General features: G+C 41.7%; 28 protein-coding genes. 11 read left to right on the forward strand and 17 right to left on the reverse strand.

Features of this window, described 5'->3' with window-relative positions; genetic code table 11:
* Nucleotides 1–34 precede the first annotated feature (34 nt).
* Entirely contained in the window at nucleotides 35–223 is a 189-nt protein-coding gene (locus tag NST16_RS09980) for a YlaF family protein (RefSeq protein WP_010334117.1), read from the forward strand.
* A gap of 271 nt (nucleotides 224–494) precedes the next feature.
* The gene (locus NST16_RS09985; RefSeq protein ID WP_340886156.1) at nucleotides 495–1,100 is read left to right on the forward strand and encodes a hypothetical protein; all 606 of its coding nucleotides are present in this window, start codon (nucleotides 495–497) and stop codon (nucleotides 1,098–1,100) included.
* Between the two features lie 44 nt (nucleotides 1,101–1,144).
* Here NST16_RS09985 and NST16_RS09990 read toward each other — a convergent pair whose 3' ends face one another.
* The 4 genes from NST16_RS09990 to NST16_RS10005 are packed head-to-tail and all read right to left on the reverse strand — an operon-like array spanning nucleotide 1,145 to nucleotide 4,146.
* Nucleotides 1,145–1,438 carry a zf-HC2 domain-containing protein gene (locus tag NST16_RS09990; protein WP_340886159.1) on the reverse strand — a complete coding sequence of 98 codons (294 nt, stop codon included), beginning with the start codon at nucleotides 1,436–1,438 and terminating at the stop codon, nucleotides 1,145–1,147.
* Nucleotides 1,435–1,956: a sigma-70 family RNA polymerase sigma factor gene (locus tag NST16_RS09995; RefSeq protein WP_168747709.1), complete on the reverse strand. Its 522-nt coding sequence runs from the start codon at nucleotides 1,954–1,956 to the stop codon at nucleotides 1,435–1,437. The genes NST16_RS09990 and NST16_RS09995 overlap by 4 nt, the downstream gene beginning before the upstream one ends.
* Nucleotides 1,956–2,216: a hypothetical protein gene (locus NST16_RS10000; RefSeq protein WP_168747707.1), complete on the reverse strand. Its 261-nt coding sequence runs from the start codon at nucleotides 2,214–2,216 to the stop codon at nucleotides 1,956–1,958. Before NST16_RS10000 ends, NST16_RS09995 begins: the two co-directional genes overlap by 1 nt.
* Nucleotides 2,206–4,146 carry a hypothetical protein gene (locus NST16_RS10005; RefSeq protein WP_340886164.1) on the reverse strand — a complete coding sequence of 647 codons (1,941 nt, stop codon included), beginning with the start codon at nucleotides 4,144–4,146 and terminating at the stop codon, nucleotides 2,206–2,208. The genes NST16_RS10000 and NST16_RS10005 overlap by 11 nt, the downstream gene beginning before the upstream one ends.
* A gap of 287 nt (nucleotides 4,147–4,433) precedes the next feature.
* On the opposite strand from NST16_RS10005, the gene NST16_RS10010 reads away from it, so the two are divergent.
* Complete coding sequence (locus NST16_RS10010; protein ID WP_340886166.1) at nucleotides 4,434–5,999, forward strand: M4 family metallopeptidase; 1,566 nt, start codon at nucleotides 4,434–4,436, stop codon at nucleotides 5,997–5,999.
* A 671-nt stretch (nucleotides 6,000–6,670) separates the two neighbouring features.
* Entirely contained in the window at nucleotides 6,671–7,585 is a 915-nt protein-coding gene (locus NST16_RS10015; RefSeq protein ID WP_340886168.1) for a class I SAM-dependent methyltransferase, read from the forward strand.
* 98 nt (nucleotides 7,586–7,683) lie between these two features.
* Here NST16_RS10015 and NST16_RS10020 read toward each other — a convergent pair whose 3' ends face one another.
* From NST16_RS10020 to NST16_RS10030, 3 genes are all read right to left on the reverse strand, one after another.
* Nucleotides 7,684–8,139, reverse strand: a complete 456-nt coding sequence (locus tag NST16_RS10020) for a GNAT family N-acetyltransferase (RefSeq protein WP_340886170.1) — start codon at nucleotides 8,137–8,139, stop codon at nucleotides 7,684–7,686.
* Complete coding sequence (suhB, locus tag NST16_RS10025; RefSeq protein WP_010334111.1) at nucleotides 8,126–8,923, reverse strand: inositol-1-monophosphatase; 798 nt, start codon at nucleotides 8,921–8,923, stop codon at nucleotides 8,126–8,128. The genes NST16_RS10020 and suhB overlap by 14 nt, the downstream gene beginning before the upstream one ends.
* Nucleotides 8,924–9,060: 137 nt before the next feature.
* Nucleotides 9,061–9,249: a hypothetical protein gene (locus NST16_RS10030; protein WP_010334110.1), complete on the reverse strand. Its 189-nt coding sequence runs from the start codon at nucleotides 9,247–9,249 to the stop codon at nucleotides 9,061–9,063.
* 237 nt (nucleotides 9,250–9,486) lie between these two features.
* Between NST16_RS10030 and NST16_RS10035 the strand changes: the two genes are divergently transcribed.
* Complete coding sequence (locus NST16_RS10035; protein ID WP_340886175.1) at nucleotides 9,487–10,125, forward strand: YktB family protein; 639 nt, start codon at nucleotides 9,487–9,489, stop codon at nucleotides 10,123–10,125.
* Nucleotides 10,126–10,161: 36 nt separating this feature from the next.
* Here the strand turns inward: NST16_RS10035 and NST16_RS10040 are convergent, their stop codons facing one another.
* The gene (locus NST16_RS10040) at nucleotides 10,162–10,428 is read right to left on the reverse strand and encodes a UPF0223 family protein (protein ID WP_268446296.1); all 267 of its coding nucleotides are present in this window, start codon (nucleotides 10,426–10,428) and stop codon (nucleotides 10,162–10,164) included.
* Between the two features lie 185 nt (nucleotides 10,429–10,613).
* Between NST16_RS10040 and speA the strand changes: the two genes are divergently transcribed.
* Nucleotides 10,614–12,086, forward strand: coding sequence for an arginine decarboxylase (gene speA / locus NST16_RS10045; protein WP_268446298.1), 1,473 nt, complete (start codon nucleotides 10,614–10,616; stop codon nucleotides 12,084–12,086).
* Nucleotides 12,087–12,122: 36 nt separating this feature from the next.
* Here speA and NST16_RS10050 read toward each other — a convergent pair whose 3' ends face one another.
* Nucleotides 12,123–12,242: a GapA-binding peptide SR1P gene (locus tag NST16_RS10050; RefSeq protein WP_010334106.1), complete on the reverse strand. Its 120-nt coding sequence runs from the start codon at nucleotides 12,240–12,242 to the stop codon at nucleotides 12,123–12,125.
* Nucleotides 12,243–12,674: 432 nt separating this feature from the next.
* Here NST16_RS10050 and slp point away from each other — a divergent pair, with 432 nt between their 5' ends.
* The gene (gene slp, locus NST16_RS10055; RefSeq protein WP_168747694.1) at nucleotides 12,675–13,049 is read left to right on the forward strand and encodes a peptidoglycan-associated lipoprotein Slp; all 375 of its coding nucleotides are present in this window, start codon (nucleotides 12,675–12,677) and stop codon (nucleotides 13,047–13,049) included.
* Between the two features lie 49 nt (nucleotides 13,050–13,098).
* Here slp and lpdA read toward each other — a convergent pair whose 3' ends face one another.
* The 5 genes from lpdA to NST16_RS10080 form a co-directional block, all read right to left on the reverse strand.
* Nucleotides 13,099–14,511, reverse strand: a complete 1,413-nt coding sequence (lpdA, locus tag NST16_RS10060) for a dihydrolipoyl dehydrogenase (protein ID WP_168747692.1) — start codon at nucleotides 14,509–14,511, stop codon at nucleotides 13,099–13,101.
* Nucleotides 14,512–14,515: 4 nt separating this feature from the next.
* The gene (gene pdhC / locus NST16_RS10065; RefSeq protein ID WP_024121262.1) at nucleotides 14,516–15,844 is read right to left on the reverse strand and encodes a pyruvate dehydrogenase complex dihydrolipoyllysine-residue acetyltransferase; all 1,329 of its coding nucleotides are present in this window, start codon (nucleotides 15,842–15,844) and stop codon (nucleotides 14,516–14,518) included.
* A gap of 114 nt (nucleotides 15,845–15,958) precedes the next feature.
* A complete protein-coding gene (pdhB, locus tag NST16_RS10070) occupies nucleotides 15,959–16,936 on the reverse strand; it encodes a pyruvate dehydrogenase complex E1 component subunit beta (RefSeq protein ID WP_029441235.1) in 978 nt (325 codons plus the stop codon).
* Nucleotides 16,937–16,939: 3 nt separating this feature from the next.
* Nucleotides 16,940–18,055 (reverse strand): pyruvate dehydrogenase (acetyl-transferring) E1 component subunit alpha, encoded by a 1,116-nt coding sequence (gene pdhA / locus NST16_RS10075; RefSeq protein ID WP_024121261.1) that lies wholly within the window; start codon nucleotides 18,053–18,055, stop codon nucleotides 16,940–16,942.
* 406 nt (nucleotides 18,056–18,461) lie between these two features.
* Nucleotides 18,462–19,133 (reverse strand): YkyA family protein, encoded by a 672-nt coding sequence (locus NST16_RS10080; protein ID WP_010334101.1) that lies wholly within the window; start codon nucleotides 19,131–19,133, stop codon nucleotides 18,462–18,464.
* A 218-nt stretch (nucleotides 19,134–19,351) separates the two neighbouring features.
* Here NST16_RS10080 and NST16_RS10085 point away from each other — a divergent pair, with 218 nt between their 5' ends.
* Nucleotides 19,352–19,504, forward strand: coding sequence for a YjcZ family sporulation protein (locus tag NST16_RS10085; RefSeq protein ID WP_010334100.1), 153 nt, complete (start codon nucleotides 19,352–19,354; stop codon nucleotides 19,502–19,504).
* Between the two features lie 112 nt (nucleotides 19,505–19,616).
* The gene (gene def / locus NST16_RS10090; protein ID WP_340886191.1) at nucleotides 19,617–20,171 is read left to right on the forward strand and encodes a peptide deformylase; all 555 of its coding nucleotides are present in this window, start codon (nucleotides 19,617–19,619) and stop codon (nucleotides 20,169–20,171) included.
* Nucleotides 20,172–20,212: 41 nt separating this feature from the next.
* On the opposite strand, the gene NST16_RS10095 is transcribed toward def, so the two are convergent.
* The gene (locus tag NST16_RS10095; RefSeq protein ID WP_340886193.1) at nucleotides 20,213–20,986 is read right to left on the reverse strand and encodes a Cof-type HAD-IIB family hydrolase; all 774 of its coding nucleotides are present in this window, start codon (nucleotides 20,984–20,986) and stop codon (nucleotides 20,213–20,215) included.
* A 382-nt stretch (nucleotides 20,987–21,368) separates the two neighbouring features.
* On the opposite strand from NST16_RS10095, the gene rnpZA reads away from it, so the two are divergent.
* Both rnpZA and rnjA read left to right on the forward strand, forming a co-directional pair.
* On the forward strand, nucleotides 21,369–21,578 hold the full coding sequence (gene rnpZA, locus NST16_RS10100) for an RNA polymerase subunit omega 1 (RefSeq protein ID WP_010334097.1): 210 nt from the start codon (nucleotides 21,369–21,371) through the stop codon (nucleotides 21,576–21,578).
* 5 nt (nucleotides 21,579–21,583) lie between these two features.
* Nucleotides 21,584–23,251 carry a ribonuclease J1 gene (rnjA, locus tag NST16_RS10105; protein ID WP_010334096.1) on the forward strand — a complete coding sequence of 556 codons (1,668 nt, stop codon included), beginning with the start codon at nucleotides 21,584–21,586 and terminating at the stop codon, nucleotides 23,249–23,251.
* 33 nt (nucleotides 23,252–23,284) lie between these two features.
* On the opposite strand, the gene ade is transcribed toward rnjA, so the two are convergent.
* Nucleotides 23,285–25,018 (reverse strand): adenine deaminase, encoded by a 1,734-nt coding sequence (gene ade / locus NST16_RS10110; RefSeq protein WP_286058591.1) that lies wholly within the window; start codon nucleotides 25,016–25,018, stop codon nucleotides 23,285–23,287.
* Nucleotides 25,019–25,174: 156 nt separating this feature from the next.
* Nucleotides 25,175–25,840, reverse strand: a complete 666-nt coding sequence (ktrC, locus tag NST16_RS10115) for a Ktr system potassium transporter KtrC (RefSeq protein WP_010334094.1) — start codon at nucleotides 25,838–25,840, stop codon at nucleotides 25,175–25,177.
* Nucleotides 25,841–25,902 lie beyond the last annotated feature (62 nt).

Raw genomic sequence — 25,902 nt, forward strand, 5'->3', positions numbered from 1 at the left:
AAACTTATCATAAGACGTAAAAGGGGATGGAAATATGAAAAAAATGAATTGGCTTTTATTATTATTTGCATTTGCAGCGGTTTTCAGCATAATGCTGATCGGCGTCTTTATCGCCGAAAAAAGCGCGTGGGGCATTATCGCCAGCATTGTGCTCGTTTGCGCCGTGATGGGAAGCGGATTTACGTTAAAAAAGAAAATGCGTGAGCAAGGATTGCTCGATTAAAAGCTTATCCTTGCTAAAGACATTGTAATCAAAAACACCGCAAATGAATGCGGTGTTTTTTCGTGGCGTAAGGCTTATCTCCCCTGTTTCCTAGGCGGGAAGAAGCAAAACGATATCCATTCATGGACATTCGTTCTAAATATGACATCTTTAACCAAACAAAAGTGGTTCGACATTGATATACATAAACTACCATAAAGCCTATTTTCCTGACACCAGCCTCTCCCTATAATGGGAATTGCACCACAATTCACAAAGGGAGAGACGAAACATGAAAAAAACATTTGTAAAAAAAGCCATACTTACAACCGCCGCACTGACCTCAGCCACCCTGCTAACTTTCGGACCTGATGCCGCAAGCGCAAAAACAGTTAGTCACAGCACACCTGCTTTGCAGGAGACAATCACACATAAAGACCTGAATGCATTTTTAGATTTATTAAATCAATGTATATATGAAGAAGACGGGGTTTATTATTTTGACAGTGAAAAAGCTGTCGAGTTAGGAATGACACAAGAAGAGGCTCAAATCATTGCGAAATTGTGGGAATCGACCTCTGAATTTTTTGATGTTGTTTCACAATGTGTGTATGTTGAAGACGGCAGCTACAAATTTGATACAGAAAAAGCTGTTGAGCTCGGCTTCACAGAAAAAGAAGCACTCGCACTTGACCAATTTTTCGCCGCTGTTTCCCTTAAGATTCATATTCTGCAGGCATCCATTGTTTCAGAAGATGGAGCGTACAGCTTTGATAAAAATACAGCTTTAGAAGCTGGTGCGACAACGGAGCAGGCAATTTTTTATGAAAAGCTCTTTGGCGCTCTGTCTCAAGAACAGCTTGCAGCCATCTACCAAATGCTTCATCCGCAGGCTTAATGTAATAAAAGCGCTTGTCCGTCAATCCGGCAAGCGCTTTTCCTTTAGATCAGCAGTTTGAAGATCAGCATCACAGCAAACACTGCTCCAAACCAGAAGGCTGCTTTAATAATCAGCATACCATAGTACCTTTGTTTAAAACGGATTTCTTCTTCAGGCAGAAAAGCATCTTGAGGTGCTTGTTCATCTTTAAACTCAAAAGGCTCAGACATCTGTTTATACATGTCTCTGCAGCTGCCGCAGGTGTTCATATGCTTTTCAATGAAGTTTTCCGTTTCTTTTTTGCAATCACCTTCAATATACAGAGGGAGAAGGTCTCTTACTAGAAAGCAGGTCATATCCGCTCCTCCTCTCTTCTTTTCGTCATGTTTTTCTTGAGTTCCAATCTTGCCCGGTGAAGTGTGGTTTTCACTTTTGAAAGGCTCCAGCCTAAGATTTCGGAAATTTCTTCATAAGAAAGCTCTTGAAATTCTCTTAAAATCAAAACGGATTGGTGCTGACCCTTTAGCTGCAGCAGCTCTTGCCGCAACGTTTCGCTTTTAACCGTCCGGGAAAGATACTGTTCAGGCTGTTCATAGGTCGTTTGCTTTAATCCTTCACTAAAGCTGATATCAGTAAATTGGTATTTAACTTCCCTGCGATACCAATTAATAAATGTATGGTGAGCAATCGTATATAACCACGTTCTGACGGAGGAGTGCCCTTTAAACGAAGCAAGCCCGTTAAAGGCTTTCACAAACGTGTCCTGAGCTAAATCCTTGGCTGTTTCGAGTTGATGAGTTCTCCGGAATAGATAATTCAAAATCTCCGGGTAATACTGTCGATACAAATTTTCAATCGAATCCTTCTGTTTCATTAAAAATAAAACCACACCGTCATCCAAATGGCCAATAAAATGAAACAGGTATACATGGAAGATATATATACCTTCATATGTCTGATTTGACTCTCATCTTCAATACTCTTTGAACAAGATTCACTCTTTAAGCCTTCCGCATTTTTTTGATATAACGGCTCATGCTGTTTCATCCATTCCATTGATTCATCTTCTAGCTCTCTTTCTTTATATAGGTCGTATAAATCTAAAAACACAGACTCTTTTTCTCTATGATTCATAAAGACTTTTCACCTCTTGAGTTTCTGTATCCACCACATAAGCATCATGCCGGTTTGAGCCGAACGGCTGAATAATGATCAGCCATGCATAATAGTGTTCATTCCCTCTTTGAACGATAATCGGACGCATGCGTTTTTTGTAAATGACATCCTTATATACAGAAGCTACTTTTTTATAAGCCAATTTGCCATCAAGATACGTATACGGGAATGAATTATCGGGTGTATCGTTGTAAACATAAACATTTAACAACCCTTGATCTTCAAAAAACTCATATGTTTTAGAGGAATCAGAATACACAACCTTATCACTCTGCCTGCTTTTTTTCTTTACTTCTGATACATCCGCTTCAAAGACCGATAAAATCTGCTGGTGCAGTTGGCTGTTTGTCAGTGAAATTTCTCTTTTAATTGGAAGTGAAAGACTTTGTAAACTGCCGGTTTCAGCCTCGAAATAAAAAACCATTCCTTCTTTTGTTTCAACCCGCACCAGGCTTCCAAGCAGGCTGTTACTTTCAATATCTGTAATTTGATAAGGCTGTCGAGGTATTTTCAAAGCTGTAAATATTTCCTTCACTATGTCGTGTATGTCTTGTTCTGTGATATGAACATGCCGAAGGGAATCAAGCTGATAAATTGAAGGGTCTTCACTAAAGCCCATTAAGGTTTCCTTTTCCCAATAAAATACTGTGCCATCATCATCGGTATCTTTTTTATGAAATTGATTTTTCAGGAATATACGAACGACTGTCTGTCCATCTTCTTTAGATACCTTTGTTTCAATATGATCCTTACTTAACACTCTTCCGTGTCTCTCAAGAAAAGCGATTGACTTCCGTACGTATTCCTGATCATCCAGGTTTTTCCCATGTGCCTTTTTCAAGTACTGATAATTACTTATCATCTGAGATACTTCATCAACCTCTGCCTCATAGCTCATGCTTTCAAATGAGTAAAAATAATGCACATCCATATTTGTATTATGTAAATATAATGTCTCATCCGTAGGAAAAAACGACTTTAAAATCTGTTCCGCTTTTTTAGATGAAATGTGCTCTCCTACAAAATTGAATGTATCGGTGACATTTGCTGGCTTTGATATAGCGAAAGCAACCGTTCCTAAGTTATATATCGGATTTAAGAGCAATATAAAAATCATAACGACAGCGACCGTCAGCCCCTTTTTTATATGTGTATTAGCCTTACTTGACTTTTGGAACAGATGATAACTCATCAAAAACCCCGCCATTGTCAAATAAATCGTATAGGGCATTACAGCGCCATAGTCAATCGAATTATGCTCGGGATATGGAACAAGCAACAGTACAAGCAGTCCGATAATCAGCGTGTAAAATAAACCTAGTAAAATCTTATTTAGCCTCCAATACAGTTTGAAGAATAGCACATTCAATACAATAGGAAGAATGATCATTAAAAACAGTAAACCGTATACAATTGGCTCGATCTCATCAGGATATTGCTTCCAATACGAAAAGAAACTGAATATCATTTGCACGATCGGCAAGCTGACAACAGCCAGATCAAACGTAAAGAACATCCCTTTTCCTCTGTGATCACGAAGCATTAATATATAATGAAAAGCCGTCAGCAGCACATACCCGTATAAGAAAAAATGCAGCAGCGGCAGCAGTTCATTCCCCTCGTCCCTTAAATAGGCACTGGTAAAGTTCGTTACCTGCACCTGATGAACAAGTTCAACAGACACGCCCGCCAGCAAAACAACCCGTAATAAGACTCCAGCAAAAAACAATGTATGGTACCGATTGATTTTCGGGTGACATGCCAATATATACAGTGCTGCAAGGGCAACAATTGACCATTGAATCAGCAAAGTGCTTTGCCTGCTCAAAATAAAATAACGTTCAAAATGCAATACATAATGACTGAACAATTCCAACACGTACAACAATCCTTTACTTCTTATTAAGGCCTCATCCGGTTAGACAAGCCACTTGTTAAAAAGTTTCAATAAAAACCAAAAATTTCTCATCTCCCCTTTGATGAAAAGACGGCATAACTCTTGCAATCATCCAGCACATGACACTTGACTCATCTTGATATTATTCAACAAAAATAAACACAGGACAATTCTATCAATTTTGTCTAGTTATGTTAGTTTTTGTTGAGAATGCTAGATTGCTCGTTTAATATAACGATATAAAGATTTTTCAGTATTTTCAAAAAGGGGGATTTATTGTGGGTTTAGGTAAAAAATTGTCCGTCGTTGTCGCTGCTTCGTTTATGAGTTTATCAATCGGCCTTCCGGGTGTTCAGGCTGCTGAGAATTACCAGCTTAAGGAGAATCAAACAAACTTTCTTCCCAAAAGCGCCATTGCACAAACAGAGCTCTCTGCTCCAAATGACAAAGCTGTCAAACAGTTTTTGAAAAAGAACAGCAAAGTGTTTAAAGGCGATCCCGCCAAAAGACTGAAACTTGTGGAAAGCACAACTGACGTTCTTGGGTACAAGCACTTTCGATACGTGCCTGTCATTAACGGAGTGCCTATTAAAGATTCGCAAGTGATCGTTCACGTCGATAAATCTGACAAAGTCTATGCGATCAATGGAGAATTGCACAATCAGTCTGCTTCAAAAACAAAAAACAGCAAAAAGGTATCCTCTGACAAAGCATTGGCACTCGCTTTTAAAGCCATTGGCAAATCACCTGACGCCGTTTCTAACGGAAGCGCCAAAAACAGCGATAAAGCGGAGTTAAAAGCGGTAGAAACAGAGGACGGCAGCTATCGTCTGGCTTACGATGTCACGATTCGCTATATTGAACCTGAACCTGCGAACTGGGAAGTCTTAGTGGATGCCGAAACAGGCAGCATTATAAAACAGCAAAATAAAGTAGAACATGCAGCCGCAACAGGATCAGGGACCACACTAAAAGGTGCAACAGTTCCTCTGAATATTTCTTATGAGAGCGGCAAATATGTTTTAAGAGATCTGTCAAAACCAACCGGCACTCAAATTATCACGTATGATTTACAAAACAGACAAAGCCGCCTTCCGGGAACGCTAGTCTCAAGCACAACAAATAAATTCACAACTTCATCACAGCGCGCAGCTGTAGACGCCCACTATAACCTGGGTAAAGTGTACGATTATTTTTACTCGACGTTTAAACGGAACAGCTATGACAACAAAGGCAGTAAAATCGTTTCTTCTGTTCACTACGGCAGCCAGTATAATAACGCCGCTTGGACAGGGGATCAAATGATTTACGGTGACGGAGACGGCTCCTTCTTCTCCCCGCTTTCCGGCTCCTTGGATGTGACAGCGCATGAAATGACACACGGTGTCACTCAAGAAACAGCCAACCTTGTCTATGAAAATCAGCCTGGAGCATTAAACGAGTCGTTCTCTGATGTTTTCGGTTACTTTACTGATACAGAAGACTGGGATATCGGTGAAGACATTACGGTCAGCCAGCCGGCTCTCCGCAGCTTGTCCAATCCGACAAAATATGACCAGCCTGACAATTACGCCAACTATCAAAACCTTCCGAATACAGATGAAGGCGATTACGGCGGTGTACACATAAACAGCGGAATTCCAAACAAAGCCGCTTACAATACTATTACAAAACTAGGCATTTCTAAATCACAGCAGATTTATTACCGTGCGTTAACAACGTATCTTACGCCTTATTCCACTTTCAAAGATGCGAAGGCCGCCCTCATTCAGTCTGCCCGTGACCTTTATGGCTCAACTGACGCCGCAAAAGTTGAAGCAGCCTGGAATGCCGTCGGTTTGTAATTTCTAAATGAAAAGCCTGAGATATCTCAGGCTTTTTCTTGATTTTCAAGTTTTTTTGAAAATCAGCAGCTGTTTCACGATAACCGGACATATGTTAATGTTCATATGTGCGGACTGCCTACCTTACCTCTGAACAAATCGCAGACTGCGTACATACTAACCCGGTCATTATCCGCCGGCCAATTGTTTAAAAAAGCGGGTTTAGTGATGTCAAAAGAGGTTCCGGCGGGGCTTACCTATTAAAAGATGCAGAAGTCATTTCTACGACATTTATAAGGCGATTGGGTAGAAGGCGACTTTTTCCACACCATGAAAATCCTAATCCCGACTGCTGCGTCAGAGCAAATTTACATGAGATTTTAAAGCTAGGCTCAAGCCGCTTAAGTTCATCGCGAGGAGCCACCGATGCTCATGATGCACGGCGATCATGATGACGTTGTTCCGTATGAGCAAAACGGATTAATATAAGACTCTCACACAAGCAGGTCATGTTGCAGTTATGTATCACAAGTAATAGGTAACAAATAAAAGAGAAAAATCTTACTCTTCCAACCCAAATATATTGACAAAATTTTTTATTTGTGCTATAATTTACTATTAATATTTTTGTGTGTATAATAAGATTCTCCTAGCCGGGGGAATCTTATTTTTGTTTATCAGGAGGACATGATATGAAGGAAAATGAGTCCAGTTTAACAGCTTTACTATCTGCTTTTAGCCGAGCCTATCACAGTCAATATGACACACCTAAAATTTTTGACGATTATATTGCAAAAGACCTTATTTCTGAAAAAGAGTTTTCCGACATTAGTCAAAATATGATACAAGGCATACAGTTTTTCAATAAGGATATTGCCTTGAAGTTTCAAGATGACCAAGAGGAAATGCTGAAGTGGATTACACAAGTCCAGCTTTCCCCTACGCCCTTAGCTCGAGCAGCATATTGTGAGAAAGTATTGCGCAACGAAGTGGTGCTGGGGGCAAAACAGTATGTCATTCTTGGCGCCGGGTTAGATACTTTCTGCTTTCGGCATCCAGAGCTGGAAAACAGCTTAGATATATTTGAAATTGATTACCCCGCTACACAGCAATTGAAAAAGAAAAGATTGGATCATGCACAGCTGACTATCCCAACGAATCTTCATTTGGTTCCTATGGACTTTACCAAAACGTTTTCATATCAGCCTCTCTTAGATGAAGGCTTTGATAACAAAAAAACGTTCTTCAGCCTTTTGGGAGTTTCTTATTACTTGACGAAAGAAGAAAATAAGAACCTGCTTAACCATTTATTTGCCCATGTTCCCTCGGGAAGCTCTATCGTTTTTGATTATGCAGACGAAACGCTCTTTGAAACAAAAGGAATGTCTAATAGAGTTGAACATATGGTGAAGTTGGCTTCAGCAGCCGGTGAACCGATGAAATCGTGTTTTACTTATCATGAAATCGAAAAAGCATTAGATTCAGCTGGTTTACTCATCTATGAACATGTCACACCAGCTGAAATCAATGACCTTTTCTTCAAGAAACGAACGGATTATTTGTCAGCGTTTGAAACCATTCATTATATACACGCCGTAAAAAAATAAACCCCTTGGTTCATCACCAAGCTCGCCTCTCAATCGATGGTTAAAGATTGGGAGGTTTTTTGTGCATGAAAATAAGCTGCCGTCATGTATACGGCAGCTTAAACTAAAGGCTTTACCATGATCATGTATGACTTGTCTGCCTCATCTTTCTCCGTCTTGAGCTGTTCAAAGCCGCACTGGCTCAAAAACCGGATCCATTCATTCCGGTCAATCGGAACCGCTGTAAATAGCGCTCTGTGTTTTTCCTTCAGCGATTGGCCGATCTGTTCAATGATCTCTCTGGCATGTCCCTTTCTTTCTTCAGCAGGATCAACCAGCACTGTTCCCAGCCATGGCTTTCCGTTGGAAGGAGCCCATTCGAGATGATAGCTGACGGCAACAGGCAGGCCGTCTTTTTCCCATACAAGCCATGATCCGTTATACATCGAGTAGGAGATCATATAGCTTTCTGCATCTTTTTCCCCAAACTCTTCCTTTTTCCAAACAGGATGAGCCTCCGCAATTTCCTCAAACCAACTGAGGTCATTCTGTTCAAATGGTCTATTTTTCAGCATGAAGATACTCTTCCAATATTGTTTTATGTATAGATGGGTTTCCGGCCAGCACACAGTGATTTTCTAAAAAGGTGAACGGTTCACCTTCAGTCGTTGTATAGATGCCCCCTACTTCGTTTAACAGCACACACCCGGCTGCGTAATCCCAAGGAGCAAGCCGCATCGTAATGTAAGCGTCAATTCTTCCCGCAGCGACGTTTGCCAGTTCTAAAGCGGCAGAGCCATAGGAGCGTGTTCCTCTCACCCTTTTCACAAGCGGCGCCAGCACACCCGGGTCAATTCTTCTGTTTTCCGTCACCCATGTTGCATTAATGGCAAGAATCGCTTCTTCAATAATGGTTTCCTTTAAAGGAGACAGCTCCGTTTCATTCATATAAGCACCTTTACCGCTAAACGCGTGATACAGTTCATCATGCACCACATCGTAAATTAAACCGATTTTGCCTTTTCCATTTTCAAAAATACCAATTGAGATTGCAAAATTTCTTTGCTGGTGCACAAAATTCATCGTGCCGTCAATCGGATCGATAATCCAGACGACACCCTCCAATGAGTGGATTTTATCTCCTTGTCCTTCTTCTCCAAGTATGCGATGCCCCGGAAAGGTTTCTTGAATGCGGTCAATAAAAAACTTTTCCGTTTCCTTGTCAATATTGGTGACTAAATCATTCGGATTTGATTTTGTTTCAATTGTCAGGCTTTCGTGCATCGACTGTTTAATTCTTGCGCCTGCTTCTTTTATCCATTTCTTTGCAGTCTCATCAATTTCCGTCCAATTTGTCATTCATGCGTACCTCTTTTCTATGTAGACCTTTATTTTATAGGATACTGATAACGGCGGTGAAAAAGCAAGGAAAATGAAAAATATGCCTTCTCACGTAAAAACGAACCATTCACGCGGTTCGTTTTTACTATAGCTTTTTACCCGTTGAGGCGAATCCATTCTTTTCTGAGACGTTCAAGTTTGTTTTTGCTTAGCTCAATTTGTTCGTCATTTTCCTTTTGCATTGCCTCATAAAGGGTTGCCAATTCATAATCAACCTCTAGTCTCCAGACAGCTACACGGTTGTTTTTCTCTTCCCTAAATCCCTCTTTCACAACTTGCCTCATTGTCTTTCGCCCCTTCCAGAGATCATTTGTTTTAAAAAAGCATCCCATTTTGCCATTCAACAATGATACTTCTTATATCCTATGATTCTTCTATTTACCTGTAACATGATTCTGAAAATTGTGTGTTTACCTATTCGTTTATTACCACATTCCCCCTCTCTTCAAACGCGTGCTCATCTTTTGCTGCGCGTTCTAACTGTGATAAAATATGTATACTTAGCATGAAGGAGGAAAATCATGACACAAATGCGTTTTACTGAAGAAGACTTTCACACATTTACAATAGACGGCTTAGACGCGCGCATGGAGGTGTTAAAAGAGCGGGTTCGTCCGAAGCTGACTGCTCTAGGCGAGCACTTTGCCCCGACATTATCTGCTTTAACCGGAGATGAAATGTTCCCCCATGTGGCCAAGCATGCAAGAAGATCAGTCAACCCTCCCGCAGACAGCTGGGTGGCTTTTGCCAATAGCAAAAGAGGCTATAAAAAACTGCCGCATTTTCAAATCGGCTTGTGGGAGAGCCATGTTTTTGTATGGTTCGCGATCATTTATGAGTCCCCTATAAAAGAAGAATACGGCAAATTGCTTGAAGCGAATCAAGACAGCGTAACAAATCACATTCCAGACAGCTTCGTTTGGTCTGCGGATCACACAAAGCCGGGGGTCCATAAGCAGTCAGAAATGGACAAGGAACAGCTCAAGACATTGTTTGAACGTTTGCAGACCATAAAGAAAGCCGAACTGTTATGCGGTATACAGCTTTCAAAAGATGAGGTGCTGAGTATGAATAACGAAGAATTTCTGCAGCGAATCGACGATGCCTTCCAGCAGCTTGCATTTCTGTATCGCTTAACCCAAAAAGTATCACTAGCATAAAAAAGAGCCGGAATCTTTCATCCGGCTCTTTTCCTTTTACATCTTAATCTTTGCCTGGTCAGATTCCTTCGCCTGCTTGACCGTACGATAAGGAGAGTATGTACTTTGTTCCTCAAACTCGCCGCATAGCTTTTTTTCTTCAGCTTTTCCCGGCACAATTTCTTTGAAACGACGGTACGCCTTAAGCAGTTCTTCACGATCGGCTCCCTTTTCATAAGCCTGTTCAACCTGCTGGAAAAATGCAATCACATCCACTGCTTCTTCGGTTGTCCAATCTTCATTCATGGGATATTGGTATTCCATTTTCTTCACTCCTTATAAATTCGCTTTCCTTTTACAAAAAGCATCTTCATTTGATCATAAATTGTTCTTTACATTCTTTCAAGTTCATAATATAATTCATTTGTTTTACGTCTAAAAAACGGTTGAGAAACTGATTTTAATACACACTAATATGCATAGGTATTACTACAAAGGTGGGAAAACAATTGTCGCAACATGAAACACCCTTATACACAGGCCTGAAAAAGCACGCAAGCAGACAGCCTGTTCAATTCCACATTCCCGGCCATAAAAAAGGGGCAGGAATGGATCCAGAGTTTAGACAATTTATCGGTGAAAACGCGTTAAGTATAGATTTGATTAATATTGAACCATTAGATGACCTGCATGCGCCTAAAGGCATCATTAAAGAAGCGCAGGATTTGGCGGCCGAAGCCTTCGGCGCGGACCACACCTTTTTTTCTGTTCAGGGCACAAGCGGCGCAATCATGACAATGGTGATGGCTGTCTGCGGACCTGGAGATAAAATCATCATTCCAAGAAATGTGCACAAATCCATTATGTCAGCTATTGTATTTTCTGGAGCTGTCCCAATCTTTATTCATCCTGAAATTGACAATGAACTGGGCATCTCTCACGGCATTACACTTGAATCCGCTAAACGGGCGCTGAGTGAACATCCTGATGCCAAGGGGCTTCTAGTGATCAACCCGACATATTTCGGAGTAGCTGCTGATTTAAAAAGCATCGTAGAATTAGCCCATTCCTTTAATGTGCCGGTTCTGGTCGATGAAGCACACGGCGTTCATATTCATTTTCATGACCAATTTCCGCTTTCAGCGATGCAGGCAGGTGCAGACATGGCCGCGACAAGTGTGCATAAGCTAGGCGGATCACTGACACAAAGCTCTATTCTAAACATGAAAGAAGGCCTTGTATCTAAAGACAGAGTGCAATCGATACTCAGCATGCTGACAACCACGTCTACTTCTTATTTGCTTCTAGCCTCTTTGGACGTCGCCAGAAAACGTCTTGCGACAGAGGGCTATCAGCTTGCTGAAGAAACGTTGAAGCTTGCCAACCAGACGAGAGAACGTCTGAACCAAATTGAGGGCATTTACTGTGTCGGTTCTGAAATTCTCGGTTCTAAAGCAGCTTACAATTATGACCCGACAAAATTAATTATTTCAGTTAAAAATCTTGGGCTCACAGGACATGATGTCGAGAAGTGGCTGCGGGAATCCTTTAATATTGAAGTAGAGCTTTCAGATCTTTATAACATCTTGTGTATCTTCACGCCTGGTGACAGCCAAAACGATGCGGATCGCCTTGTTGAAGCTTTAAAAGAGATTGCGCGCCAAATGTCAGCAAATGATGTTACGCATAAACAGACAAAGGTACTGCTTCCAGAAATCCCGTTACTGGCGATGACGCCGCGTGACGCTTTCTATGCGAATACAGAAGTTGTTCCATTAAAAGAAGCAGCAGGACGGATTATCGCTGAATTTGTAATGGTGTATCCGCCTGGAATTCCTATCTTTATCCCCGGCGAGATTATTACAGAAGAAAACATCAGCTACATCTTCAAAAACATTGATGCCGGACTTCCAGTTCAAGGACCGGAGGACTCTACTCTAAGCATGATTCGAGTTATAAAAGAGCAAAAAGCTATTCAATAAATACAAAAAGCATGCGGCTTAGCCGCATGCTTTTTCTTACTCTTCATCAAGAGGACACTGACATTGTCCGCAGCATGTTCCGTATAACGTTGTAACCTTCTCATCCTCGAAGTAATGAATGGCTTCGTTACAATCTTGGCAAACAATCGTACCCATCTCTCATTCCCCATTTCTTTTAATTTTGAAAACGCTTAATTTCTTTTATTGGTATTATATTAATATGTCACATTTAAAATGTCAACAACAAACTGTATAACACATTTATTTGGAAAAACTTTTAATGTAACATGTTTTTTCTTTTCGGTTATATGAATTATCATCTTCATAACAAACGCTTTCATTCGATACTTATGCTGAAAAGACATGGTGATTTCATGTTTTCTTGAACTTTTTTTGAATCGTGTAACGAAATTGCAAATGATTCGCGATGAATAAAATGTGTGTTCAGAGTATTGGGTTTAAAGGAATGTTATCTCTCTTTAAAAACGGTTTCAATTATATAACAATTAGGTAACAAGAAGCAGATGACACGGTTACTCGTGATAAACTAAAACTAGTTTACTATGGTTTATACAGAGGAGAAGATAGATGCGATATCGCGCGGTATTTCCCATACTGATGATAATATTTGCTTTATCGGGCTGCACCCTTTCCACAATCAATCCAATACAAAAAAGCCGAATTGACAGCATTCATCATACTCAAATCCTATTTTTTTCTGATGAAAATCAAATTGATCAAGAGGCGTCATATTATGATGCTCTGCTTGATTTAGAAAAGGATTATCCTGATCAAATAGATAAAATGAAGGTATACGATAACAGAAAAGGCTGGGAAGATGAAATCGAAACCGTCCCTACTCTCATGGTAGTTGATCAGCGGCATGTCGTTGTGAAAATAGAGGGATGTGTGAAAAAGAAAGAAGACATTATTAAACCATTACAGCATGTACTGTCTAAATAAAGGAAAACAGCCCTCGCTTAAAGCAGGGCTGTTTTTTATGTTATCTCTATTATTTTACGATGTGAATCGGGCTTCCGATTGCCACTTCAGCAGCTTCCATTGTGATTTCACCCAATGTTGGATGCGCATGAATTGTCATAGCGATATCTTCAGCAGTCATGCCGCCTTCGATAGCTAAGCTTAATTCAGAAATCATGTCAGAAGCGCTTGCGCCGGCGATTTGCGCACCGATCACAAGGCCGTCCTCTTTACGAGTGATCAGCTTCATGAAGCCGTCTGTTTCGTTAAGAGAAAGCGCACGGCCGTTTGCTGCAAATGGGAATTTAGCAGCAACAATGTCAAGGCCTTCTTCTTTCGCCTGTGCTTCAGTGTAACCGACTGATGCAAGCTCAGGCTCAGAGAAGACAACCGCAGGAATACCAAGGTAATCGATTTCTGCAGGCTCTCCAGCGATCGCTTCTGCAGCAATCTTACCTTCGTAAGATGCTTTGTGAGCAAGCGGCGGTCCTTCAATGATATCACCGATTGCATAGATGTTAGGGACGTTTGTACGGCACTGTTTGTCAGTTTTGATAATACCGCGGTCAGTCATCTCAATACCGACTTGATCAAGACCAAGTTCATCAGTATTTGGACGGCGTCCGACAGTGATCAATACGTAATCAGCATCAACGGTTTTTTCTTCACCTTTTACTTCGAAAGTGACTGTTACGCCGTCAGCCTTTTCTTCAACGCCTTTAGCCATCGCGTTTGTATGGATTTCAACATTGCCTTTTTTCTTCAGTCTGCGAGTAACAAGGGAACTCATTTGTTTTTCGAAGCCTGGGAGAATTTCATCTCCGCCTTCAAGAATGACAAGCTCAGTTCCGAAGTTTGCATACGCAGTTCCAAGCTCAGTTCCGATGTATCCGCCGCCAATGACAACGAGTTTTTTAGGAATTTCTTTAAGAGCCAAAGCGCCTGTTGAATTTAAAACACGCTCAGTATATTTGAAGTTTGGCAATTCGATAGGACGAGAACCAGTCGCAATGATTGCGTTTTTGAACGTGTATGTTTGAGCAGAATTCTCATCCATTACACGAACTGAATTGCTGTCTACGAAGTAAGCTTCGCCTTTTACTACATCTACTTTGTTGCCTTTAAGAAGACCTGCTACACCGCCAGTAAGCTTGTTAACAACAGAAGTTTTCCACTCTTGAACTTTTGTGAAATCAACTGTTACGTTCTCAGCAGTGATTCCCATGTCATCAGAATGCTTAGCATTCTCATAACGGTGGCCAGCATTGATCAGCGCTTTTGAAGGGATACATCCAACATTCAGACAAACGCCTCCAAGAGTTCCTTTTTCAACGACTGTTACTTTTTGTCCAAGCTGTGCAGCGCGGATGGCAGCTACATAGCCGCCAGGTCCCGCACCAATTACAAGAGTATCTGTTTCAATAGGGAAATCTCCTACTACCATAACATTACGCCTCCATTAAAATTAATTGTGGATCGTTCAGTAAACGCTTGATGTGATTGAGTGCATTTTGCGCAGTCGCTCCGTCGATCATACGGTGGTCGAAGCTGAGAGAAAGAGCTAAGACTGGAGCTGCTACGATTTCGCCATCACGAACAATCGCTTTTTCTGCAATGCGTCCGATACCAAGAATCGCAACTTCTGGATGGTTGATAACCGGAGTGAACCATTGTCCGCCGGCAGAACCGATGTTTGTAATTGTGCAAGATGCGCCTTTCATTTCAGCTGGAGCAAGCTTGCCTTCACGAGCTTTTGTTGCAAGGCTGTTGATCTCATCAGAAATTTCAAAGATCGCTTTACGATCTGCATTTTTTACAACCGGCACAAGCAAGCCTTTTTCAGTATCAGCAGCGATACCGATGTTGAAATAATGTTTTTGGATTACTTCATCTGTTTTATCGTCAATTGACGTGTTTAAAACAGGGAATTTTTTCAGTGCAGATGTAAGAGCTTTTACAACGTAAGGCAAGTATGTCAGCTTGATGCCTTGATCAGCAGCAACCTGTTTGAACTGTTTACGATGTGCAACAAGGTTTGTTACGTCCACTTCGTCCATTAGTGTTACGTGAGGAGCAGTGTGTTTAGAGTTAACCATCGCTTTTGCAATTGCTTTACGGATACCGCTCATTTTTTCGCGAGTTTCTGGGAATTCGCCTTCTGGAGCTGGTGCAGCAGCCGGTTTAGCAGCTGTTTCTTGAGGTGCAGCCGTTTCTTGCGGCGCAGCTTCTTGTGCTCCTCCGTTTACAAAGCTGTCGATATCTTCTTTCACAACACGTCCGTTGTTGCCTGAACCAGTTACTTTGCGAATATCTACGCCTTTTTCACGAGCGTATTTACGTACAGAAGGCATAGCGATCACGCGTTTGTTCGGGTCAACTTCAGCTTGATCCTGCTGTCCTGCGCCAGTTTCTTTAGCAGGCTCTTCAGCACGCTCTTCTTTCGCAACATCTTGTCCAGCTTCACCAGTAGACTGAACTTGCGCTTCAGTTTTTGCGTCACCAGACTCATCGCTGCCTTTAAATTGAAGGTCTTCGTAACCAGGTGCATCAAACGTAATGATCGTTTGTCCAACAGTTGCAACTGTTCCCTCTTCAACTTTTAATTCTAATACTTTTCCTTTAACAGGTGAAGGAATTTCTACTACTGCTTTATCATTTTGGACTTCCGCCAGTACATCATCTTCGTCTACCTCATCGTTAGGCTTGACAAACCATTTTACGATTTCGCCTTCGTGGATACCTTCCCCGATATCTGGAAGTTTAAATTCAAATGCCACAGTTCTCGACCTCCTAGTTTGATTAAGCAATTTTAAAGTTTACATCGTAAGCATTGAAAACACATATATAATGGAGGGAAAGCGTTTCAGCTCCCTCCCGATTATGCAATTTGATTAAAATTCAAGTACTTTTCTAGCTGTTTCAAGAACGTCTTTATGGTTTGGAAGCCATACGCTCTCCGCTTGAGAGAAAGGAAATACTGTATCAGGCGCAGCAACGCGAAGTACAGGCGCTTCCAAGCTCAAAATCGCACGGTCATTGATTTCAGCTACTACGTTCGCAGCAACGCCGGCTTGTTTTTGAGCCTCTTGAACAACAATCGCGCGGCCTGTTTTTTCCACAGATGCAATGATTGTGTCGATATCAAGCGGGCTGACTGTGCGAAGGTCAACAACTTCAGCAGAAATGCCGTCTTTTTCAAGCTCTTCAGCTGCTTTTAATGATTCATGAACCATTGCGCCGTAAGTGATGATTGAAAGGTCAGTACCTTCACGTTTTACGTCAGCTTTGCCAAGCTCAATTGTGTATTCTTCTTCAGGAACTTCCTGACGGAAAGAACGGTAAAGCTTCATGTGCTCTAAGAAAACAACAGGATCGTTGTCTCTGATCGCAGAAATCAAAAGTCCTTTGGCATCGTAAGGAGTTGATGGAATAACAACTTTGATACCAGGCTGCTGTGCAACAAGACCTTCTAAGCTGTCAGCGTGAAGCTCAGGAGTATGAACACCGCCGCCGAACGGAGAACGAATGGTTACAGGTGAAGTCCAGCGTCCGCCAGAACGGTAACGCATACGAGCCATTTGGCCAGAAACTGAATCCATTACTTCGTAAACAAATCCAAAGAATTGGATTTCCATTACCGGACGGAAGCCGTTTAAGCCTAAACCAAGGGCAAGACCGCCGATACCAGATTCAGCAAGAGGCGTGTCAAACACACGGTCTTCACCGAATTCTTTTTGCAATCCTTCTGTCGCACGGAATACGCCGCCGTTAACACCAACGTCTTCTCCGAAAACTAAGACATTTTCGTCATTTTTCAGTTCTGTGCGTAACGCATCCGTGATTGCTTGAATCATTGTCATTTGCGCCATGGCTTACTTCGACTCCTTCTGTGTATAAATTTCAAATTGCTCCTCAAGGTTATGAGGCATTTTTTCAAACATGATTTTCATTAAATCAGTTACTTTTTGCTTAGGCTCAGCATCCGCTTTTTTGATCGCCTGCTTAATTTCTTCTTTTGCATCCTCGATTACTTTTGTTTCTTCTTCTTCAGACCATAGGCCTTTGTTTTCAAGGAACGCACGGAAGCGTACAAGCGGATCTTTTTGCTCCCACTCGTTTTCGATTTCTTTTGTGCGATATTTAGTCGGATCGTCACCAGCCATTGTGTGCGGGCCATAACGGAATGTCAGTGTTTCAATCAGTGTCGGGCCTTCGCCGTTAATCGCCCGTTCGCGTGCTTCAGCAGTTGCAGCGTATACAGCAAGCGGATCCATTCCGTCTACTTGTACACCCACAATACCGGCAGCTACTGCTTTTTGTGCAATTGTGCCTGCTGCAGATTGTTTTTCAACTGGAGTTGAAATCGCGTAACGGTTGTTTTGCACCACGAAGATCGCAGGTGCTTTATAAGCGCCGGCAAAGTTAATTCCTTCGTAGAAGTCCCCTTGTGAAGCTCCGCCGTCACCAGTGTAAGTGATTGCGACAGCTTTCTTACCGCGTTTTTTAAGACCTAGCGCAACACCGGCCGTTTGAATGTATTGAGCACCGATAATGATTTGTGGAGAAAGGGCATTCACATCATCAGGCATTTGGTTACCCCGGAAATGTCCGCGAGAGAACAGGAACGCTTGATATAATGGAAGGCCGTGCCAGATTAACTGAGGCACATCACGGTATCCCGGAAGAACGAAGTCTTCTTTTTCAAGCGCGAAATGTGTAGCAATCTGAGAAGCTTCTTGGCCCGCAGTAGGAGCGTAGAATCCGAGACGTCCTTGACGGTTTAATGAGATAGAGCGCTGATCAAGCACACGCGTAAATACCATGCGGCGCATAAGCTCTTTCAATTGATCATCAGTTAAATCAGGCATCGCCGCTTCATTCACGACTTCTCCCTTTTCATTTAAAATTTGGAACGTTTCGAACTGCTTTTTAATGGCATCAAATTGCTTCTTACTATCAACGATTACTTTTTTCGTTTTTGCAGCCATACTAAGTCACCTCTTCCTTTCTTTTAAACAGTCATTAGACGTGCATTCCTTTTATACATACAAACTTAGGGTACCCTAAAGTATCAGCAGTAAGTCGTATATATTTTAGCCGATCCCCAGTTTGCCGAAACCATTTATGTAGGATAGTTACACTCTGCTTTGAACTGTATTATTTCGAAGTTGTAAAAAACTAATACAACACCGCTTAACATGGATTAGTTTACACCATATAAAGAAGAACCGTCAATCGTTTTCATCGCTGATTTTCAATAAATGTATTCGCTTTACATTTTCTATAAAAAAACAGATGCAACCTGCACCTCAAACTGTACTAGTATAACCTATCACACTGTACTACAATAGAAATTTAAATTTTGAATAGAATTTAAAAAAGAGCTGATCATAGTCAGCTCTTTTTTATGTGATAGCCTGCGGCGTCATATAAATCTTCGCGGGCTTTATTATATTTCTCCGTTTGCACATCAAATTCTCCGCTTTGTTTAAGGACTTTTTTATAAGAAGCATTTGCTTTTTCGATCTGCTGTTCAAGCTTATCCAGCGTCAAGTCTTTGTCTTTCAGAAGCTTATACAGTTCTTTATCAAGTTTAATGGCTTTTTCATATTCTTCAGACATAGAGCTGTATGCTGCATATCTTTTTTCCATATGATCTGCCGCAGTCTCAGCCTTTTTCTTTATGTGTCTATCCTTAATAGTTTCAGCGGATTTTTTTGCTTCCTCAAATTCTGATTCGGATTTCTCGATGCTCTCATTTTCAAGCTTCAGATGTTCTTCACGTTTATTTACATTCTCTAGCGCTTCATTTGATAAAGAAACGATTTTTTTATAATCATCCATATTAAGCTTGATGACATCATTGTAGAGAGCATGTTCTTTTTTCTCTAATTCCTCGAGCGTTTTCTGTTCTTCTTGAAACGGCTTTTCTAGATCAGCGACTTTTTCTAATGAGTCATGAAGTGAGTCCAGCGGATCCTGTCCCACACACCCGGTTAAAAGTAAACTCAAAGCGCAAAAGGCTCCGATTTTCACACCGTGTCGCCGTTTTATTCTGTCTTTCACGTTAAATCCCCCAATCTTGACATTTTCTACTATAGAATCCATAAAGATATTTGACAATAGCCAGATGGTTATCTCATGGTTTGCTGAACAAAAAATCAAATCTAAATCGTGAAAAATCAGGACAGATGACCATACAACTTTTTTGTTTTTACATAGGTTATTGTAGACGCTATGCCTACTACAAGGCTCTGGCGTAATTAAAAGAGGAGGTTATGTTCATGTACGGTTATGGATATGGTTACGGCGGAGGCTGCTGCAGTTATGGTTACGGATATGGCGGAGCAGGATATGGCCGCACATTTGCGTTAATTGTTGTTTTATTCATTCTGTTAATCATTGTCGGAGCTGCTTATTTAGGCGGAGGCTGTTAATCATTACACAGTAAAACACTGACCAGCCATTTACGGCTGGTCATTTGTTTCGTTGCACCTTTACGAAGAAATCCGATATAATTTACATATTAAGCTTTAGGAGTGAAGTTTCTTGATTACTATGGAAAACATCGTGCGCGACGGCCACCCTGCCCTAAGAGTGACAGCAGAGCCTGTCGGGCTGCCTGCCACAGAAGAAGAAAAACAGCAGCTGGCAGATATGATTGAATTCGTAAAAAACAGCCAAAATCCGGAATTAGCTGAAACATATAAGCTGCGTCCCGGCGTGGGACTCGCGGCTCCTCAAATTAATATTAATAAACGGATGATCGCAGTCCATACAGAAGATGCTTCCGGGAAGTTATACAGCTATGCATTGTTTAATCCAAAGATCGTCAGCCATTCCGTTGAAAGAAGCTACTTAACAAGCGGTGAAGGCTGCCTGTCAGTTGATGAGGCAATTCCCGGCTTTGTTCCGCGCTATGCTCGTATCAGAGTGAAAGGAACAACACTGGAGGGTGAACAAATCGATATTCGTTTAAAAGGATTTCCGGCGATTGTATTTCAGCATGAAATCGACCATTTAAATGGCGTTATGTTTTATGATCATATCGATAAAGAAAATCCTTTTAAAGAACCTGAAAATGCGATTGCGATAGACCGCTAAAAGAAAATATGCGGCTGACACTCTAAGTGCCAGCCGCTTTTTTATTTTAGCAGGCCTAATTCTTTGACAGCATGAGCAATTCCATCCTCGTCTACAGGCTTTGTTACAAAATCCGCAACTTCTTTTAATTCAGGAACGGCATTCCCCATGGCAACGCCTGTTCCGACAAACTGAATCATTTGCAGATCATTTAATCCGTCGCCGAAGGCATATGTATCGCTGATATCAAACGGAAGACGCTCGATTACTTTTTTAATCCCCTCCGCCTTTGATCCGCCGCGCGGCAGAACATCAGTCGAAAGCTCATGCCAGCGCACAAGATCGAATTCAGGAAAAGCCGCATAAACTTTTTCTTCTTCATCCTGGCAAAACAACAGAAGCTGAAAAATGTCTTTTCCTTCATAGAAGAGGTCATCGGTTTCAGGATAGTCGGTCTTCAGGCTGTCGATTCCCTCCAAGATATGAGGATGGTCTGCAACAGTTGCTTTCATTGTATCTTCAGCCATAAACACAACCGGGTGGCTTCCTTCTCCCGCCTGCTTTAACAATCTTCTGATAGCCTCTTCAGGCAGCGGATTCTTATAAATCACTTCTTTTTCAAAGACGACATACTGACCGTTGTAGGAGATAAATGAGTGAATGCCTAACTCCTCTAAAATCGGTTTCACCAGAAACGGGGACCGCCCGCTGGCGATAAACACATGGTGTCCCTGCCGCTGAAGCTCTGCTACCGCTTTTCTTGTACTTTCCGGTATTTTTTTGTCATGATCATATATCGTGCCGTCAATATCGAAAAAGATTAATTTTGAGTCCATCGTTATTCCCCTTTATGTCTTAATCTGCAATTCCCACACTCATCATACAAAAAGATTCCGGTTCAGCAAACCATTTCCCTCAAAAACTAAATAAAATTCCATTAATATCCACGAAAAGTCCGTGCTAAACTCCGTATACTATTTGTATACAACAACCTTGGACAAGTAACAATTGAAGGAGGGACCTGCGTTATGCTTAGGAAATTAAAAAAGAAGCTCAGAAGACAATGGAACGGAATGCTCCGCAGGAAAGTCATTGCCTGATAAGGGATCTGTCACTTTTTCAAAGGTCCTTATTTTGCTCAAGACTTTCCTTATATTCCGTTTTCGAATATAATAGAGTAAGGCGAGTCTAACATACGGCATTTAAGGAGAGATTTGGATGATTTATAAGGTATTTTATCAAAAAAAAGCTGAGGAAGTACCTGTTCGGGAAAAAACAGATTCACTTTATATTGAAGGCGTATCAGAGCGTGACGTCAGAACAAAACTGAAAGACAAGAAATTTAATATTGAATTTATCACACCTGTTGACGGTGCTTTTTTAGAATATGAACAACAGAGTGAAAATTTTAAAGTATTGGAGTTATGAGCGGTATGAAATTTGTAAAAAATGATCAGACTGCTGTTTTCGCCCTCGGAGGACTGGGCGAAATCGGTAAAAATACGTATGCGGTGCAGTTTCAGGATGAAATTGTGCTGATTGATGCGGGGATTAAGTTTCCCGAGGACGAACTGCTCGGTATTGATTACGTCATTCCCGATTACACGTATTTAGTCAAAAACGAAGATAAAATTAAAGGGCTTTTTATTACGCACGGGCACGAAGACCACATCGGCGGCATCCCGTACCTGCTTAGACAAGTCAATATTCCCGTTTACGGCGGTAAACTCGCGATCGGCTTACTTCGGAATAAACTTGAAGAGCATGGATTATTAAGACAGACTAAGCTTAACATCATCGGTGAGGATGATATCGTAAAATTTCGCAAAACGGCTGTGTCATTCTTTAGAACAACACACAGTATTCCGGATTCCTACGGTATTGTTGTAAAAACGCCGCCCGGAAACATCGTACATACTGGAGATTTCAAATTCGACTTTACTCCAGTCGGCGAACCGGCAAACTTAACGAAAATGGCCGAAATCGGCAAAGAAGGCGTTCTGTGTCTCCTTTCAGACAGCACAAACAGTGAAAACCCTGAGTTCACTATGTCTGAACGCCGTGTCGGAGAAAGCATTCATGACATTTTCCGCAAGGTGGACGGCCGAGTTATCTTCGCTACATTTGCGTCGAATATTCACCGCTTGCAGCAGGTAATTGAGGCTGCTGTATTAAATGGAAGAAAAGTTGCCGTATTTGGACGCAGTATGGAATCGGCTATCGAAATCGGACAAACTCTCGGCTATATTAACTGTCCTAAAAATACGTTTATTGAACATAATGAAATCAATCGCATTCCTGCCAATAAAGTAACGATCCTGTGTACAGGAAGCCAAGGGGAACCGATGGCGGCTTTATCCAGAATTGCAAACGGCACACACCGGCAGATTTCAATCAATCCTGGAGATACAGTCGTATTTTCTTCATCCCCTATCCCAGGCAACACAATCAGCGTGAGCCGCACAATTAACCAATTGTATCGTGCGGGGGCCGAGGTTATTCACGGACCTCTTAATGATATCCATACATCAGGCCACGGCGGACAGGAAGAACAAAAGCTGATGCTGCGTTTAATCAAGCCAAAATTCTTCATGCCGATTCACGGTGAGTACAGAATGCAAAAGATGCATGTCAAGCTTGCAACAGATTGCGGCATCCCTGAAGAAAACTGCTTTATCATGGATAATGGTGAAGTATTGGCGCTTAAAGGCGATGAAGCTTCAGTTGCCGGTAAAATCCCATCCGGTTCAGTATACATCGACGGTAGCGGTATCGGTGATATTGGAAATATCGTGCTTCGCGACCGCAGAATTCTTTCTGAAGAAGGTCTTGTAATCGTCGTTGTCAGCATAGATATGGATGACTTTAAGATTTCAGCGGGCCCTGACTTGATTTCCAGAGGGTTTGTTTACATGAGAGAATCGGGCGATTTGATCAATGACGCCCAAGAGCTCATTTCAAACCACTTACAAAAAGTCATGGAACGAAAAACCACTCAATGGTCAGAAATCAAAAATGAGATTACGGATACGCTTGCTCCGTTCTTATATGAAAAAACGAAACGCCGCCCAATGATCCTTCCGATCATTATGGAGGTTTAAAAAAAGATGCACTCACTTAGGAGTGCATCTTTTTTATTGCAGTGCTATATGCTGAAATGACTTTACATCAAACAACCCTGTTGTCGTCATTTTGATGTCAGGAATGACAGGCAAAGCCAAAAATGAAAGTGTCAAAAATGGGTTAAAGCGGTCTTTGAAACCAATAAATGAGAGCTTTTCATGAAGCGTCATTAAACTTTGATTCACCAATTCTGCAGATTGGTCGGATAATAATCCCGCAATCGGCAGAGGAACAGAGTGTAGTTCTTCCCCATCTTTTATAACTGTTAATCCGCCGCCAATTTCCTGCAGCTTATTAACTGCGGCTGCGATATCGGCGTCATTTGTCCCGACAGCAATGATATTGTGCGAATCGTGTGAAATGGTTGTTGCAATCGCTCCGCTTTTCAAACCAAATCCTTTCACAATACCGAGTCCCGTTTCTTTTAATCCCTTATGCCGTTCAACGACTGCAATCTTTAACAAGTCAAGTTCAATGTCAGGCTGAAAAATGTGTGCTTCTGGAGCCGGAACACTCACAAGGCGTGTTTCAAGCTGATTTGGTATGATTTGAATGACATTCATCTGCTGCTGGGGATTAATCGGCATATGAAAATCCTGTTCGGAAAGAGGAGCAGCAAGGTTAACGGAATCAAGCAGTGCCGGGTCTGGTGTTAGCGTATCAACTTGTGCCTGACCGACTGCTTTATTATCTTCAGCAACAGTTTGTCCTTTTACCATCGTCTTTGTGACAGTGACATTTTCCACATCTGAAATAAAGAGCAGGTCGGCGTCAAATCCCGGAGCAATTGCTCCCTTTGTATCTAGTCCGTAACATTCCGCTGCATTCAGGCTTCCCAATTGGTATGCCAAAAACGGGTCGAGGCCTGCTTGAATGGCCATTTTCACCTGATGATTCACACTTCCCTCTGACAATAAATCATCTACATGTTTATCATCAGTACAGAAGAAGAAACGGCGCGCATTCTTTTCATTAACAGCCGGCAGCACTTTCAATGTGTTTTTTGCCACTGACCCTTCTCGCATCATGACATACATCCCTCTTCTGATACGATCAAGCGCTTCTTCCTTCGTTGTTACCTCATGATCGGTCAAGACAAGAGCGGTCCTGTATATATTGATGAGATCAGTTGACAAGCCTGCTAAATGCCCATCAATCCGTTTCCCGGCACTCCGGGCATCTAACAGCTTATTAACCATGTCTGCTTCACCCTGCTCAACCGATACATAATCCATCACTTCAGCCAGACCCAATACCTCTTTTTCTTCGTAAAATGTCTTCAAATCGGCCGCCCGGAGTACTGCACCTGATCGCTCAAAGCTGGCGGCAGGCACACTGGAGGGAAGCATAAAATGGATATTCAGCGGTGTTTGGCGGGCCTGTTCAATCATAAATTTGATTCCTTCTTGACCGGACACATTCGCTATTTCATGCGGATCGGTAATAATGGTCGTCACGCCATTCGGCAATACGGCTTTGGCAAACTCGATCGGTGTCACCATTGATGACTCAATATGTACATGACCATCGATAAACCCCGGCACAATGATTTGCCCCTCTGCATCAATGGTTTCTTCACCTTCATACTGGCCGAGGCCTACAATGACTCCGTCTGTTATCGCAATATCTTCATAGATCCACTCATGATTATATACGTCCATGATTTTCCCGTTCTTAATGACGATGTCAGCTTTTTGTCTGCGGGCTGAAGCATTCAGCCTTTTGACCAGCGCTTCTTTATTCAAATGGCCCCCTCCTCTTTTTTATTTATATGGTACAATATGCTATCGGAACGCTTATCCGTAGTCAATAAAATTTTAATAAATTGGCACTCAGTTCATTAAAGTTGTTATATTCTGATAATATGAAAAAACCGCCCCTAAGGACGGCTTATATTTCTTCTATTTCGTATGAAGAACTCTTTTCTCAAAACGTGAAATATCCGTAACCGATCCAATAACGATGAGAATATCTTCTTGGTGTATCACTTCAGTTGCTAGCGGCGACACGATGACTTCCTTGCCCCTTTTAATCGCTACAATATTAATACCGTATTTCGCCCGTATATCTAAATCGAGAAGAGTGTTTCCGGCAAGACGGCTGTTGGCTACGATCTCGACAAGACTATGCTCTTCTGACAGCTCCAAATAATCAAGTACATTGTTGGAAACGATATTATGTGCAATTCTTTTTGCCATATCTCGTTCCGGGTGGACAATGTGATCCGCGCCGATTTTGGACAGCACTTTTTCATGATAATCGTTCTGAGCCTTAACTGTAATCGTATTGACACCCAGTTCTTTGAGGATCAGAGTTGTTAATATACTCGCCTGAATATTTTCACCGATCGCAACAATGACGTGGTCAAAATTCCTCAAACCTAAATTTTTCAGAACAGATTCGTCGGTCGAATCTCCGATGACGGCATGTGATGCAATTTTGGCATACTCGTTGACTTTATCTTCATCAATATCCATCGCCATGACCTCGACGCCCTCTTCGCTCAATGCTTTGCAAATACTTCCACCAAAACGGCCGAGTCCAATTACCGCAAATTCTTTTTTCATAGTGGTGCTCCTTTACCTAACATCATATTGATCAAATTTTATCATATTCTTTTGAAGCAGTG

Origin of the sequence: Bacillus sp. FSL K6-1005 (assembly GCF_038000225.1) — a bacterium.
Classification (GTDB): Bacteria; Bacillota; Bacilli; order Bacillales; family Bacillaceae; genus Bacillus; species Bacillus mojavensis.